The 13,401-nt window shown below is 70.2% G+C and carries 12 protein-coding genes; 1 reads left to right on the top strand and 11 read right to left on the bottom strand.

Annotated features, from left to right (window positions below; translation table 11 throughout):
* The first annotated feature begins 8 nt into the window (after positions 1-8).
* Complete coding sequence (locus ACQP2T_RS24060) at positions 9-1,301, top strand: MFS transporter (protein WP_433518331.1); 1,293 nt, start codon at positions 9-11, stop codon at positions 1,299-1,301.
* 102 nt (positions 1,302-1,403) lie between these two features.
* Here the strand turns inward: ACQP2T_RS24060 and ACQP2T_RS24055 are convergent, their stop codons facing one another.
* From ACQP2T_RS24055 to mltG (ACQP2T_RS24005), 11 genes are all read right to left on the bottom strand, one after another.
* Positions 1,404-1,640 (bottom strand): hypothetical protein, encoded by a 237-nt coding sequence (locus ACQP2T_RS24055; RefSeq protein ID WP_433518330.1) that lies wholly within the window; start codon positions 1,638-1,640, stop codon positions 1,404-1,406.
* A gap of 192 nt (positions 1,641-1,832) precedes the next feature.
* Positions 1,833-4,388 carry a phenylalanine--tRNA ligase subunit beta gene (locus ACQP2T_RS24050; protein WP_433518329.1) on the bottom strand — a complete coding sequence of 852 codons (2,556 nt, stop codon included), beginning with the start codon at positions 4,386-4,388 and terminating at the stop codon, positions 1,833-1,835.
* A complete protein-coding gene (gene pheS, locus ACQP2T_RS24045) occupies positions 4,388-5,428 on the bottom strand; it encodes a phenylalanine--tRNA ligase subunit alpha (protein WP_433519819.1) in 1,041 nt (346 codons plus the stop codon). Before pheS ends, ACQP2T_RS24050 begins: the two co-directional genes overlap by 1 nt.
* A 147-nt stretch (positions 5,429-5,575) precedes the next feature.
* On the bottom strand, positions 5,576-6,664 hold the full coding sequence (locus tag ACQP2T_RS24040; protein ID WP_357955524.1) for a sensor histidine kinase: 1,089 nt from the start codon (positions 6,662-6,664) through the stop codon (positions 5,576-5,578).
* A gap of 50 nt (positions 6,665-6,714) precedes the next feature.
* Positions 6,715-7,518: a TrmH family RNA methyltransferase gene (locus ACQP2T_RS24035; RefSeq protein WP_433518328.1), complete on the bottom strand. Its 804-nt coding sequence runs from the start codon at positions 7,516-7,518 to the stop codon at positions 6,715-6,717.
* Positions 7,519-7,681: 163 nt separating this feature from the next.
* Positions 7,682-8,065: a 50S ribosomal protein L20 gene (rplT, locus tag ACQP2T_RS24030; RefSeq protein ID WP_219538506.1), complete on the bottom strand. Its 384-nt coding sequence runs from the start codon at positions 8,063-8,065 to the stop codon at positions 7,682-7,684.
* A 23-nt stretch (positions 8,066-8,088) separates the two neighbouring features.
* The gene (gene rpmI / locus ACQP2T_RS24025; protein ID WP_225298242.1) at positions 8,089-8,283 is read right to left on the bottom strand and encodes a 50S ribosomal protein L35; all 195 of its coding nucleotides are present in this window, start codon (positions 8,281-8,283) and stop codon (positions 8,089-8,091) included.
* A 124-nt stretch (positions 8,284-8,407) separates the two neighbouring features.
* Positions 8,408-9,109, bottom strand: coding sequence for a translation initiation factor IF-3 (gene infC, locus ACQP2T_RS24020; protein ID WP_433518327.1), 702 nt, complete (start codon positions 9,107-9,109; stop codon positions 8,408-8,410).
* Positions 9,110-9,390: 281 nt separating this feature from the next.
* Entirely contained in the window at positions 9,391-10,248 is an 858-nt protein-coding gene (locus ACQP2T_RS24015; protein ID WP_433518326.1) for a shikimate dehydrogenase, read from the bottom strand.
* A 318-nt stretch (positions 10,249-10,566) separates the two neighbouring features.
* Positions 10,567-11,721, bottom strand: coding sequence for an endolytic transglycosylase MltG (gene mltG, locus ACQP2T_RS24010; RefSeq protein WP_433518325.1), 1,155 nt, complete (start codon positions 11,719-11,721; stop codon positions 10,567-10,569).
* A 226-nt stretch (positions 11,722-11,947) separates the two neighbouring features.
* Entirely contained in the window at positions 11,948-12,970 is a 1,023-nt protein-coding gene (mltG, locus tag ACQP2T_RS24005; protein ID WP_433518324.1) for an endolytic transglycosylase MltG, read from the bottom strand.
* Positions 12,971-13,401 lie beyond the last annotated feature (431 nt).

The following is a 13,401-nucleotide window of genomic DNA, read 5'->3' as shown; positions in this document are numbered from 1 at the left end:
CAGATCTCGTGGCCGATCAACTGAAACGCCTGCTCCGCGGGCTGGCACCCGACCTGGGCCCGCTGCGCGACTCGCGTGACTATCGGCTGCTCATGGCATCCGGTGTCATCACGATGTTCGGCACGTTCATCACCATGGTCGCGGTGCCGTACCAGATGAAGGAGCTCACCGGCTCCTACGTGGCGGTCGGTCTGGTGAGCCTGGCCGAGTTCGTGCCGATGGTGGTGTGCGGGCTGTGGGGCGGCGCCATCGCCGACGCGCTCGACCGGCGCAAGGTCATCCTGCTCAGCGAGCTGGGGCTGATGGTGACCTCGGGGCTGCTCATGGTCAACTCGCTGCTCCCCCACCCGCAGGTCTGGGTGCTCTACGTGATCGGCGCACTGGCGATGGGCATCGGGTGCCTGCAACGGCCCAGCCTGGAGGCGCTGATCCCGCAGGTGGTCCGGCACGACCAGCTCGCCGCGGCCGCGGTGCTGGCCAACCTGCGCTGGACCCTGGGCGCGATCATCGCCCCGGCGCTCGGCGGGCTGCTGGTGACGGCGTTCGGCACGGCCGTCGCCTACGGCCTCGACACGGTGAGCTTCGTCCTGTCCCTGCTCCTGCTCTGGCGGATGAAGGCTGTGCCGCCCGCCGAGGACGCCGCGCCCGCGTCGCTGAGCTCGCTGGTGGAGGGCCTGCGCTACGCGGCCGGGCGGAGCGACCTGGTCGGCACCTATCTGGTCGACATCGCCGCCATGCTGTTCGCGATGTCGACGGCGCTGTTCCCGTTCCTGGCCGACCAGCTCGGCGCGCCTCAGGCGCTCGGGCTGCTCTATTCGGCGGGTGCGGTGGGCTCGCTCGTGGCCTCGCTCACCGGCGGGTGGACGGCGCGCGTACACCGCCACGGCATGGGCGTGATCATCGCCGCGACGCTCTGGGGTGCCGCGATGGCACTGGCGGCGGTGATCCCGAACGTCTGGGCGATCTTCCTCTGCCTCGCGCTGGCCGGGGCGGCCGACATGATCAGCGGCATCTTCCGCATGACGATGTGGAACCAGACGATCCCCGACGAGCTGCGGGGCAGACTGGCCGGCATCGAGCTGCTGTCCTACGCCAGTGGCCCGATGCTCGGCAACGCCCGAGCCGGGCTGATGGCGCAGTGGGGCGGCGCCCGGTTCTCCCTGGGCGCGGGCGGCGTGCTGTGCGTCGCGGCGGTGGCCGGGCTGGCGGCGGTGCTGCCGAAGTTCCGCGGGTACGACTCACGCACCGACGAGCACGCCCTGACCGAGAAGGCGCGGCGGGAAAGCCGCCTCACCGCCTAGGCACGGCTGCCCGCCTGAAGCCGTGGCTGTGGCCAGCCCAGCCTCACCGCCTTAAGCCGCTGTCTGTGGCCGGCGCGCTTCACCGCCTGAGGCACGCTGTGGTCAGCCCGGCTCGCGCCAGCCGTCGTGGTCCTCCACGAGGGCGTCGACCTCCGGCAGGCCGCCCTCGTCGAGCCCTTCCAGGACGACCAGCCACTGCGCGTCCTCGGCGTCGTCCTCTCCGGCGAGAGTCTCCCGCACGACCTGGGGTGTCCCCAGCGCGGGGAACCGCTCGCCCAGCGCCTCCGCCACCTCCTCGGCGTCGTCGCGCTCGGCGAACACCAGCAGATGCCTCATCATCTCCGGCCTTTCATGCGTGCGGCCCGATACGCCGGGCTCCTGCGCGGGGGTCGCGTACACCGGACTCATGCGCGAGGCCCATAGGGCCCAGCACGCCGGGCTCACGCGTGAGGCCCATAGGGCCCGGCACGCCGGGCTCATGCGTGAGGTCCGGTACGGCGGACCGTACCGGACCTCGTGGCGACTGGACGGTCAGGCGCCGCGGAGCTGGGCGCCGACGCGGTCGGCGGCCATGGCCACGGCGGCGTCACGAGCCGCCGTAGTCTCCTCCACCGTCAGCGTCCGGTCGGCCGCGCGGAAGCGCAGGGTGTAGGCGAGCGACTTGTTGCCCTCCCCCACCTGCTCCCCCGCGTAGACGTCGAACAGCCGGATCGACTCCAGCAGCTCGCCCGCCCCGTCACGCAGCGCCGCCTCCACGTCGGCGACCGGCGTGAAGTCGGGCACGATCAGCGCCACGTCCTGGGTCGCGACCGGGTAGGACGAGACGGCCGGCGCGTCGACCGGACCCGGCATGGCCGAGTCCAGCTTGGACAGCTCCAGCTCCATCGCCGAGGTGCGCGGCGGCAGCCCGTAGGCCTCGGCGACGCGCGGGTGCAGCTCGCCTGCGTGGCCGACGAGCGTGTCGCCGACATAGAGGGCGGCGCACCTGCCCGGGTGCCATGGTTCGTGCTGGTCGGCGATGACCGACAGCTCGACTCCCGCCTCGGCCGCCACCAGCCGGGCCGCTTGTACGGCATCGGCCCAGCACTCCTGACGGCCCTGGCCCCACCAGCCGGACCGCTCGAACTCGCCGGCCAGCACGACCGCGACCCGGTGCGGCTGGTCGGGCAGAGCGGTGGCGATCGAGGCCAGCTCGTCGTCGCTGGGCCCGCGCTCGACACCCAGCACCGGCGCGGTGTCCGGCGCTCCCTCGCGCGGCCGGTAGACCGACCCCGACTCGAACAGCGCCACGTCGGAGAAGCCCCGACCGGCGTTGCGTACCAGGGTCTTGAGCAGCCCGGGCAGCAGCGTCGTGCGCAGCAGCGGCTCGTCCTCGGCCAGCGGGTTGGCCAGCCGCAGAGCGCGGCGGCGCGCGTCGTCGGCGGGCAGCTGCAGCGCGTCGAAGTCGCCCTCGCTGATGAAGGGGTAGGCGAGCACCTCGACGTAACCGGCGGTGGCCAGTGTCCGGCCGACCCGCCTGCGCAGCCGCTGCCCCTCGGTCAGCCCGGCGCCGGCCGGAGCCTTGGGCAGCACGGAGGGCAGGCGCTCGTAGCCTTCGAGGCGGATGACCTCTTCGGCCAGGTCGTTGGGGTCGGTGAGGTCGGGCCGCCAGGACGGCGGGGTGACCGTGAGCATGTCGTCGCCGGTGACGGCCAGCTTGGCCGCCAGCTCGCCGCCGGTCACGACTCCGGTCGGGTCGACGCCGCCCCTGCGCACGGCCGGGTCGTCGCCGTCGGTCACGACGCAGCCGACCTGCTCCAGGCGGCGTACGACGGTCTCCTTGGAGTAGGGCACGCCGGCCACGTCGCCCGGGTGGCTCGCCGGAATGGCGATGCGCGCCGGCTCGACGTCGACCTCGGCGTGCGTCAGACCCGGCCGCACGGTGGCGCCGCCCAGCTCGGCCAGCAGGCTCACCGCCCGCCACGAGGCGACGAGCGGCAGCTCGCGGTCGACGCCGCGCTCGAACCGCTTGGACGCCTCGGACACGAGGTTGTGCCTGCGGGACTCCCGGGAGATGCCGGTCGCCGAGAAGTGCGCGGCCTCGATGACGATGTCGGTCGACTCACCGGAGATCTCGGTCTCCAGCCCGCCCATCGTGCCCGCCATCGAGATCGGGCCCGACTGGTCGGTGATCAGGATGTCGTCGGGGTCGAGCTCGCGGGTGACGTGGTCGAGCGTTTCGAGGCGCTCGCCCTGCCCGGCCCGGCGTACGACGATCTCGCCGGTGAGCTTGGCCCGGTCGAAGGCGTGCAGCGGCTGGCCGAGCTCCAGCATCAGGTAGTTGGTGATGTCGACGGCCAGCGACACCGGCCGCATGCCGGCCCGCGTCAGGCGTACGCGCATCCAGAGCGGGCTCTGTGCGGCGGGGTCGAAGCCGGTGACCTCGCGCAGCACGAACCTGTCGCAGGCGGTCGGGTCGCCGATCGAGGCGGGCCACGCCTGCTCGTCGGCGGCAGGCAGCTCGACGTCGGCGGGGTCGTGGAAGGGCACCTCGAAGGCGGTCGCGGCCTCGCGTGCCACGCCCCTGACCGACAGCGCGTAGCCGATGTCGGGGGTGATCTCCAGCTCGATCACGTCGTCGCGGAGCCCGAGCAGCTCGACCACGTCGGCGCCGATCGGGGTGCCGGCGGGCAGGACCATGATGCCGCCGTGGTCGTCGCCGAGACCGAGCTCGCGCTCGGAGCAGATCATGCCCTCGGACAGCCGCCCGTAGGTCTTGCGCGCGCCGACCTCGAAGCCGCCGGGCAGCACGCCGCCCGGCAGCACGACCGGCACGCGGTCGCCGACGGCGAAGTTGGTGGCGCCGCAGACGATCTCGCGCGGCATCGCCTCCCCGACCTCGACCTTGCAGTGCCTGATCGGCTTCTTGAAACCGGTCAGCTCCTCGATCTCGAGCACCTCGCCGACCACGACGTTCTTCACGTCGTGGCCGTGGGAGGTGATCGACTCGAGCTTGAGCCCGGCCGCGGTGAGCTTGTCGGCCACCTCTTGTGCGGTGACCGCCGGGAGATCGGCGTGCTCCCGCAGCCAGGAGAGCGGGACCTTCATCAGATCTCCAATCCGAACGGAAGCGTGAAGCGCACGTCTCCCTCGACCATGTCGCGCATGTCCTCAGCGTTGTGGCGGAACATCAGCGTGCGTTCGATGCCCATGCCGAACGCGAATCCCGAGTAGATCGCCGGGTCGACGCCGCAGGCGATCAGCACGCGCGGGTTGACCATTCCGCAGCCGCCCCACTCGATCCAGCCCTCGGACTTGCAGGTGCGGCACGGCGGGTTGCCGGGGATCGCCGAGGCGCCGCGGCAGACGAAGCACTTGAGGTCCATCTCGGCCGACGGCTCGGTGAACGGGAAGTAGTTGGGCCGGAACCGGGTGGTGATGCCCTCGCCGAACATGACCTCGGCGAACCGGTCGAGCGTGCCCTTGAGGTGGGCCATCGTCAGCCCCTCGTCGATCGCCAGGCCCTCGACCTGGTGGAAGACGGGGGTGTGGGTGGCGTCGAGCTCGTCGGTGCGGAACACCTTGCCCGGCGAGATGACGTAGCACGGCGCGCCCCGCTGCAGCAGCGCGCGGATCTGCACCGGCGAGGTCTGGGTGCGCAGGACCATGCCCGACTCGGTCGATTCCACGAAGAAGGTGTCGTGGTCGGAGCGGGCCGGGTGGTCCTTGGCGATGTTGAGGGCGTCGAAGTTGAACCACTCGCCTTCGAGCTCGGGGCCCTCGGCCACCTCGTAGCCCATCGCGACGAAGGTGTCGGCGATGCGCTCCTGCATGGTGGTCAGCGGGTGGCGGGCGCCGCGCGGCTGCCGGTCCCACGGCAGGGTGACGTCGACGGCCTCCTCGACGAGCACCCGGGCGTCGCGCTCGGCCTCCAGCTCGGCCTGCCGGGCGGCGAGCGCCTCGTTGATCGCTTTGCGGGCGCCGCCGACGCGCTTGCCGGCCTCGGCGCGGGCCGCGGGCGGCAGAGCGCCGATCTCGCGGTTGGCCAGCGCGATGGGCGAGCGGTCGCCCGCGTGGGCCAGCCGCGCCTGCTTGAGTGCGTCGAGGTCGCCGGCCGTCTTGATCGCCGCCAGGGCGTCGGCCTCCATGCGGGACACCTCGTCGGCATGCAACGGTGTCACCTCGACGGGGTCGTAGTCAGACAAGAGTGAGCTCCGTATCCAGGGCTTGAGCTTGACAGAGTCTAGTGGGATCCGCCCACCGGGCCCGACTCGCGCCCGCCTGCCGCGCAGGGGCTACACAGTGGCGAAGTCAGGGGTGCCGGTGGGCACGGTAAATCGGAACTCCGCCCCACCCTCGGGCGCGCGCTGCACGGTGATCGTGCCGCCGTGCGCCTCGACCAGGCCCTTCACGATGAACAGGCCGAGCCCGGTGCCGCCGCGCCGGCGGCTGTTGCCGCGCCAGAACTGCCGGAAGACGCGCGGAGCCAGCTCGGGCGCGATGCCCTCGCCCTCGTCGCGCACCGACACGGCAACTCCCCATCCGACGGACTCGATGTCTATGGTGACGGTGCCGCGTCCGTGGCGCACCGCGTTTTCCATCAGATTACCGAGGATCTGGTCGACCTTGTCCTGGTCCAGCCACATTTCGGGGAGATGGTCGCCGACGACGAGGCGGAAGCGGTCCTCGGCCTCCCCCGCCGCGACGCGGCCCGCGATGATGCGCCGCGCTCTGGCCGGCACGTCGACGACCTGGCGGTGCAGCTCCAGCCTGCCCGACTCGATGCGGGAGACGTCGAGCAGCTCCGTGATCAGCCTGGTCACGCGGTCGGCGTCGTTGTTGACGGTCTCGAGCATGACGCGCTTCTGCTCGTCGGTGAAGCGGGTCCACTTGGCCAGCAGGGTCGCGGTGAAGCCCTTGACGCTGGTCAGCGGCGAGCGCAGCTCGTGGGCGACCGTGGAGACCAGGTCGGCGCGGCTGCGCTCCAGCCGGGCGCGGGCGCCGCCGTCACGCAAGGTGATCGTCACCCGGTCGACGTCGCCGCACCGCTCGGGCTCGCGCGACAGCCTGGCCGCGACGTAGAGCTCCTGCCCGCCGGGCAGGTGGATGGGGCGCTCGGGCACCCTGCTGCGGGTGCGCAGGCCGCCCTCGGGGTCGAGGGCCTTCCACCACTCGCGGCCGTCGTGGTCGCGGAAGGGGAAGACCTCGTTCATGTCCCTGCCGACCGCCCGCTCGACGGTGACGCCGGTGAGCCGCGCGGCGGCCCGGTTGACGGCCAGCACGCAACCGAATCTGTCGGTCACGATGAGGCCGTCTGGAAGATCGTCGATGGCTATCGTGCACGCGGAGGCGACCACTCGACCATCGGTGTCTGCGCCGTGCACGAACTCGCCTCCTCCGCCTACAAGGCCGACAATAGCGGGTTTCCAGCCGCCTAGGGCACTCGCTGAGCCCTGGCGGAGGAGTAAAGGCATACCGCGGCCGCGGTGGCCAGGTTGAGGCTTTCGGCCTGTCCGTAGATGGGCACTCTGACCACATCGTCGGCTTCGGCGAGAACCTCCTCGGGCAGACCCCATGCCTCGTTTCCGAAGATCCACGCGGTGGGGCCCGACAGGTCGACGTCGTCGAGCGTGTGCTTGCCCGCGCCGTCGGCCGCCAGCACGCGAAGTCCGCGCTCTCTGAGTTGACGCACGGCCCCCGCCACCGGAGTACCGATGGTGACGGGCAGGTGGAACAGGCTGCCCGCGCTGGCGCGTACACACTTGCCGTTGTACGGGTCGACGGAGGCGTCGGTGAAGATCACGGAATCGGCGCCCGCGGCGTCGGCGGCGCGCATGACGGTGCCCGCGTTGCCGGGGTCGCGCACGTGCGCCAGGACCGCGACCAGGCGCGGGTCGCCGGACAGGGCGCCGTCGAGCGGTACGTGCACCAGCCGGCAGACGGCCAGCAGTCCCTGCGGGGTGACGGTCTGGGAGAGCTCGGCCATGACCTCGCCGCTGGCCCGGTGGATCGGGATGCCCTTGAGCGTCGCGTCGGTGATCAGCTCGGGGTGGCGAAGCTCGGCTTCGGCGGTGGCGAACAGCTCCAGCGTCACCCCTTCGAGCTTGAGCGCCTCGCGTACGGCCTGGGGCCCCTCGGCCAGGAACTTGCGGTCCTGCTCCCTGAAGGCGCGCTTGGCGAGCCGTCTGGCGGCCTTCACGCGCGGCGACTTCACGTTGGTCAGCTCGGATCCGGCCATGCTCTCCCCTGATGATCTGTACGGCCGGTCGCACCGGCTACGTGCCCGGTCGTGGCGCCTGTGCGCAGAGCGGTTGCGGTCGTGGCGCCTGTACATACAGCAAAGGGCCCACCATCAGGTGGGCCCTCGGCTAGAGCCTCGCCGGGCTCCTTTGTCAAGCGCCTCAGCTCGCGGCCGGGGCGTTCACGTTCGCCGGCAGCGCCTTCTTGGCGGCCTCGACGAGCGTGGCGAAGGTCTGGCTGTCGTTGACCGCGAGGTCGGCGAGGATCTTACGGTCGACCTCGATGTTGGCCAGCCGCAGACCCTGGATCAGGCGGTTGTACGTCATGCCGTTCTGGCGGGCAGCGGCGTTGATCCGCTGGATCCACAGACGACGGAACGCACCCTTACGGTCCTTGCGGTCCCGATAGGCGTACGTCATCGAGTGGAGCATCTGCTCCTTGGCCTTGCGGTACAGACGTGACCGCTGGCCACGGTAACCGGAAGCCCGCTCGAGGACGACCTTGCGCTTCTTCTTGGCGTTGAGCGCCCGCTTCACGCGTGCCATGTTCTATCTCCCCGGGGGTCGCGCTACTTGGCGAGCAGCTTCTTGATCTTCTTGGAGTCAGCGTCGGACAGGACGACTTCGTTCTTGAGACGGCGCGTCAGCGTGGACGACTTCCACTCGTTGTAGTGCGCGCGATTGGCCCGGCGGCGCACGACCTTGCCGGTGCCGGTGAGCCGGAACCGCTTCTTCGCACCGCTGTGCGTCTTCATCTTCGGCATTCGCCGTCTCTCCTCAATTCGTCCGTGCCGGTGGCCGGGCCGGTGCTGGCCGACCCGGTCGCGGCGTCTTCGTCTGGCGGGGTGGCTGTCGGGGTGTGCTGTTAAGGCTAACCCCAACCGCGGGTCACGCTTCCTGTATGGGAGCTTCCTGCTCGGAAGACCCCAGCTCGGAAGGCTCCTCGCCGCCACGCTGTGCCTTGGCTGCGGCCTTTTCGGCCTTGGCCTCGGCCTTCTTCTTGTGCGGACCGATCACCATGATCATGTTACGACCGTCCTGCTTGGCGTGGGACTCGACGAATCCCAGCTCCTGGACGTCGTCCGCGAGCCGCTGCAGCAGCCGGAAGCCGAGCTCCGGCCGGGACTGCTCGCGACCACGGAACATGATCGTGACTTTGACCTTGTCTCCCGCCTTGAGGAACCGCACCACGTGACCCTTCTTGGTCTCGTAGTCGTGCGGGTCGATCTTCGGCCGGAGCTTGATCTCCTTGATGATCGTGTGCGCCTGATTCTTGCGCGCCTCGCGCGCCTTCATCGCGGACTCGTACTTGAATTTGCCGTAGTCCATGAGCTTGCACACGGGCGGTCGAGCCGTGGCCGCGACCTCGACGAGGTCTAGGTCGGCCTCCTGAGCGAGCTTGAGGGCATCGTGAATGGAGACGATGCCTACCTGCTCGCCGTTCGGGCCCACGAGGCGAACCTCGGGAACTCGGATACGCTCGTTGATGCGGGGCTCAGTGCTGATGGGGCCTCCTAGGTTTGCGATCCCGTACGTGCTCGGTGCCGAGGAACTCCGCGCCAAACGCGAAAAGCCCCGCACGTCGCGCATGCGGGGCCACTGAGCTCTTTGGCATCGTGGCCGTAAGCTCCCCGGAGTAAGTCCGGCGTGATCCTGGACCCGGCCGCCTCTCGGCGACTCAGGTGGGAGGGAGACCTCCGCTTGCGCGTCCAGCAAGGCATGCCGGACCGATCAGTGAGCTACGTTACCACAACCACGAGACTTCTTCGAATCATCCCCGCTGGCCAGAGGTTTGAGCGGTAAATTCTGTCCAGAAAATTAGCCAGCAGGAGGGCATGTGACCGCCTGGTTGATCCTGGCCGCTCGGTTGATCAGCCCGTACGGCTGGCCGACCGTCTGAGGATCTCCGCCTCGCCGGCCGCGCGCATGGCCTCCACCGGCACATCCGTCCGGCCCGTCATCAGCTCCACCTGCCGCACCGCCTGGTGCAGCAGCATCCCGAACCCGCCGACCACGGTGCCGCCCCCGGCCTGGACCGCCGCCGCCGCGCTGGTCGGCCAGGGCGAGTAGACCACGTCGAAGAGCGCGGGAACCCGCGCCAGCCGCGCCGCGAAGGCGTCGGCCGCCCCGCTCGGCAGCGTGGACACCACCAGATCCACCCGCGTCGAGACATCGAGCTTGTCGAACGTCTCGATCGCCAGCGCCATCCCGAGCCGCTCGGCCACCCCGGCCGTGTCCCCCGCCCTGGCGGGATCGCGTACCAGCAGGGTCGCCGAGTGCAGCCCCAGGTTGCGCAGCGCCGCCAGTGTCGATGCGGCGGTGGCGCCCCCGCCCAGCACGGTCGCCGACCTCGGCGCCGGCACCCCCGCCTCGGCCAGCGCCCGCTCGATGCCGTAGACGTCGGTGTTGTCCCCATGGCTCGCGCCGTCGCGGAACACCACGGTATTGGCCCCGCCCACCTCGACGGCCAGGTCGGAGACGCTGTCGAGCAGCGGCAGCACGGCCCGCTTGAGCGGCATGGTCAGCGACAACCCCGCCCAGGCCCCCTCGTCCCCCGGCACCTCACCGCGACGCGGCCTGAGCTCCCCCAGCAGCCCGGGCAGCCGGGCCTCGTCACACTCGCGGACCTCGTAGCTCCACCCGTCGAGCCCCATCGCCTGATAGGCCGCCCGATGCAGGTAGGGCGACAGCGAATGCGCGATCGGCGACCCCAGCACCCCTGCCCGCACGCGGTTCTCCTCTCCATGCCTTACTGCCTGCTGTTTTCGTGGCTTGTCTTCTGTGCAGCCGCTTTTGTACGGCATGCCCGCGCTCGTACGGCATGACGTACGGAAGCGGCATGCGGCCCGTACGGCATATCGTTCATACGCTATGCCGCCCGTACGGCCGCCTTTTCCCTGTCTGTACGGCATGCCCGGCCGACCCCAGTCGCCATACGGGGCTCAGGGCCTCCAGGGAGACGGCCGCTGAGCCCGCACATGGCCGGGCGCCGTTACGAGACGGTGAGACCGGTGGCGTGGCCGGCTTCCGCCGCTCACCCTGCGGCGTCAGCCACCGTTTCGGCGGTATTCGTTGAGCAATACCTGGAATTCCGCGTCCGTGACGGCGAACTTGGTGATGTGGCTCTTGGGGTCCGTGGCGACGAAGTAGAGCCAGGGACCCCTGGCCGGGTTGAGAGCCGCCTCGATCGCGGCGTCGCCCGGGTTGGAGATGGGGCCGGGCGGGAGACCCAAGTATTTGTAGGTGTTGTACTTGGAGTTGCTCTGCAGCTGCGCGTGCGTCGCGGACGTGCCCTTCTTGTTCGTCGCGTACATCACCGTGCTGTCCATCTTCAGCTGCATCTCCGGCTCATGGTCGAGCCGGTTGTAGATGACACGGGCGATCTTCGGCATGTCCTCGTGCCGGCCGGCCTCGGCCTGGATGATGCTGGCGATCGTGATGATCTCGGCGGGCGTGCGCCGCAGGGCCTTGGCTCCGCCCACGAGGTCGGCCTTCTCCGCCGCCTGGTTGAACCGTTCGACCATCTGCGACAGCATGTCAGCCGGCGTGGACTTCGGCTGGAACTCGTACGTGGCGGGGAAGGCGTAGCCCTCAAGCCTGCCCTTCGCGTAGGACGGCAGCTCCATGTCGCTGGTGTCCTTGGCGGCGGCGACGAAGTCCTTCAGCGGCTTGTCGGTCTTGTCGGCGAGCCGGGCGAGGACGTCGGACAGGCGCAGCCCCTCCTCGAACGGGATCCTGACGATCAGCTTGTTGGCCGAGCCGAGCATCGTCACCGCGTTGGCGGCGGACATCCCCTTGCGCAGGGTGTATTGGCCCGGCTGGAGCGCCCCGCTCTTGTTGGCGTTGGCGATCGCGTTGGTGAACGCCCTGGCGCTGGCGACGACCCCCTGCCGCTCCAGCTCCACCGCCACGTCGGAGGCGGTCTGACCGTCCTTGATCTCGATGGTCACGTCACCCTTGCCCTGGCCGGTGAAGTCGTCGGGCACCAGGGCGCCGCTGAGCCACTGGTAGCCGAAGTAGCCGCCGCCACCAAGGATGCCCGCCAGGACGATGAAGGCCAGGAGGGGCGCGATGAAGCCGCCCCGGTTACGGCGCCTGCGACGCCTGCGGCTGCCGCCTTTACCGTTGGCTCGGCCGCGGCGCCGGGAGGAGCCTTCGTCGTCCTCGGCGCCGAGCAGGAAATCCATGTCGAGATCGTTCATAGGTGCGCAGGCCAATCTCCCGGTACGTACGGCCCGGCGTCAAGTGGCACTGCCGAACCGCTGGGGGTCACCGAGCGGGGGGTTCGCCGACCGTGCACCCACGACCGGCGAATATCACTCTGGGTAGCCATGCTAGAGGACAAGAAGAGCGCGCGGGCCCCCTCTCGGGGGCTCCGCTCGGGGATTTCGAAGATCCCTCGCGGGAAGAGGGGGGTCCCGGCAAGCATCATTTCGTCCCGAGGTTTCGGTGCAACTCTTCCCGGTATCTCACGAACTCGCTCTCTTTGTCGGTGAATTTGGTGATTCTATGCGCCGGATCCGTCGTCACAAACCAGCGCCAATCACCGCTCGCCGGATGCAGGGCCGCGATCAGCGCCTTCTCTCCGGGATTGGCGATGGGCCCTGGCGGCAGTCCGGTGTGCCGGTAAGTGTTGTACGGCGATTGGACCTTGGTGTCGCTCTCGGTGACCTTCAGGGTCCGCTTGCCCAGGGCGTACAGGACGGTGCTGTCGATCTGGAGACGCATGTCTCGCTTGAGCCTGTTGTAGATCACTCTGGCGATCTTGGGATAGTCCTCGTCCCTGCCGCCCTCGGCCTGGATCATGCTGGCGACCGTGACGGCCTCCAGCGGGCTCAGATGCACGTGCGGGGCCTTCTTCACCAGCTCCACCTGCTTCGCCGCCGCGCCGAACCGCTCCACCATCGCGGTCAGCAGGTCGACGGCCTTGTCAGCGGGCTCGACCTCGTACGTGGCCGGGAACAGGAACCCTTCGAGTCCCTTGGCGTACTTGGGCAGCCCGACAAGAGCCGTGTCAACCGCCCGCAACTCCTTGAGAGCCAGCCCGGACTGCGCGGCCAGCCGGACGAGCGTCTCGGACGCCCGCATGCCCTCGGGCACGGTGACCCGCCTGACCATCCTCGAGGCGGGCGCGAGCAGCAGGTCGAGCGCGGCGCCCGCGGCCATGCCCTTGCGCAGCCGATAGTGCCCCGGCCGCAGGCGTCCCGCCACGGCGCGGTCCTCGGCCGCGTTCACGAACGACCGCGCGCTGGCCACCACCCCGGCCTCGGCCAGCACCGCGCCGACGTCACTCGCGTTGGCACCGGGCGGGATCCGCACGGTCACGGGCCCGCCGCCGGTGCCCTCGAAGTCGTCGGGGGTCAGGTACGGCTTGAGCGCCACGTACACGCCTACGCTGAGCGCGGCGATCGACGCCCCCACCACCACGCCGAGCAGCGCCACGGTACGCACGGCCGACCGCTTCTCCCGCCGCCGAACCCCACGAACGTCCCCGCCGCCGGCTCCAGCTCTTCTTTCGGGCCCAGCTCCGCCCACGGCTTCGGTCCCGGCCCCACCTCCGGTCCCGCCTCCGGTCCCGGCCCCGGTTCCGGTCCCGGCCTCGGACACGCCACCGCCACCGACCCGGGCCGCCCCGGGTGCGAGGTCACCGACGCCCGGCGATTCGCCCGGATCCGTGCCGGAGCCGCCACCATCGGAGGTGCGGCTATCCGAAGACGCGCCACTGTGGGACGTGCCACCATCCGAGAGCCGCCCGCCATAGAAAGGCGCGCCATCGTCGGACGGAGCACCACCGGCAAGCCACCCGCCGACGGGCAAGCCGCCGTCGGACGGCGCACCGCCGGGAAGCCACCCGCCGTCCGCTGGGGTGGTCGCGCCCAGGT

Source organism: Nonomuraea sp. CA-143628 (genome assembly GCF_050942315.1).
Lineage (GTDB): Bacteria > Actinomycetota > Actinomycetes > Streptosporangiales > Streptosporangiaceae > Nonomuraea.
Note: the sequence above shows the minus strand (reverse complement) of the source record. Positions and strands in the feature narration are given on the sequence as shown.

Coding starts and splice junctions, on each gene's coding strand:
- rpmI (WP_225298242.1), bottom strand. CDS start 8,283: ATGCCGAAGATGAAGACGCACAGCGGTGCGAAGAAGCGGTTCCGGCTC.
- ACQP2T_RS24035 (WP_433518328.1), bottom strand. CDS start 7,518: ATGGCCGGATCCGAGCTGACCAACGTGAAGTCGCCGCGCGTGAAGGCC.
- rplT (WP_219538506.1), bottom strand. CDS start 8,065: ATGGCACGCGTGAAGCGGGCGCTCAACGCCAAGAAGAAGCGCAAGGTC.
- ACQP2T_RS24050 (WP_433518329.1), bottom strand. CDS start 4,388: ATGAAGGTCCCGCTCTCCTGGCTGCGGGAGCACGCCGATCTCCCGGCG.
- ACQP2T_RS24055 (WP_433518330.1), bottom strand. CDS start 1,640: ATGATGAGGCATCTGCTGGTGTTCGCCGAGCGCGACGACGCCGAGGAG.
- pheS (WP_433519819.1), bottom strand. CDS start 5,428: ATGGAGGCCGACGCCCTGGCGGCGATCAAGACGGCCGGCGACCTCGAC.
- infC (WP_433518327.1), bottom strand. CDS start 9,109: ATGCGCGACGTGCGGGGCTTTTCGCGTTTGGCGCGGAGTTCCTCGGCA.
- mltG (WP_433518325.1), bottom strand. CDS start 11,721: ATGAACGATCTCGACATGGATTTCCTGCTCGGCGCCGAGGACGACGAA.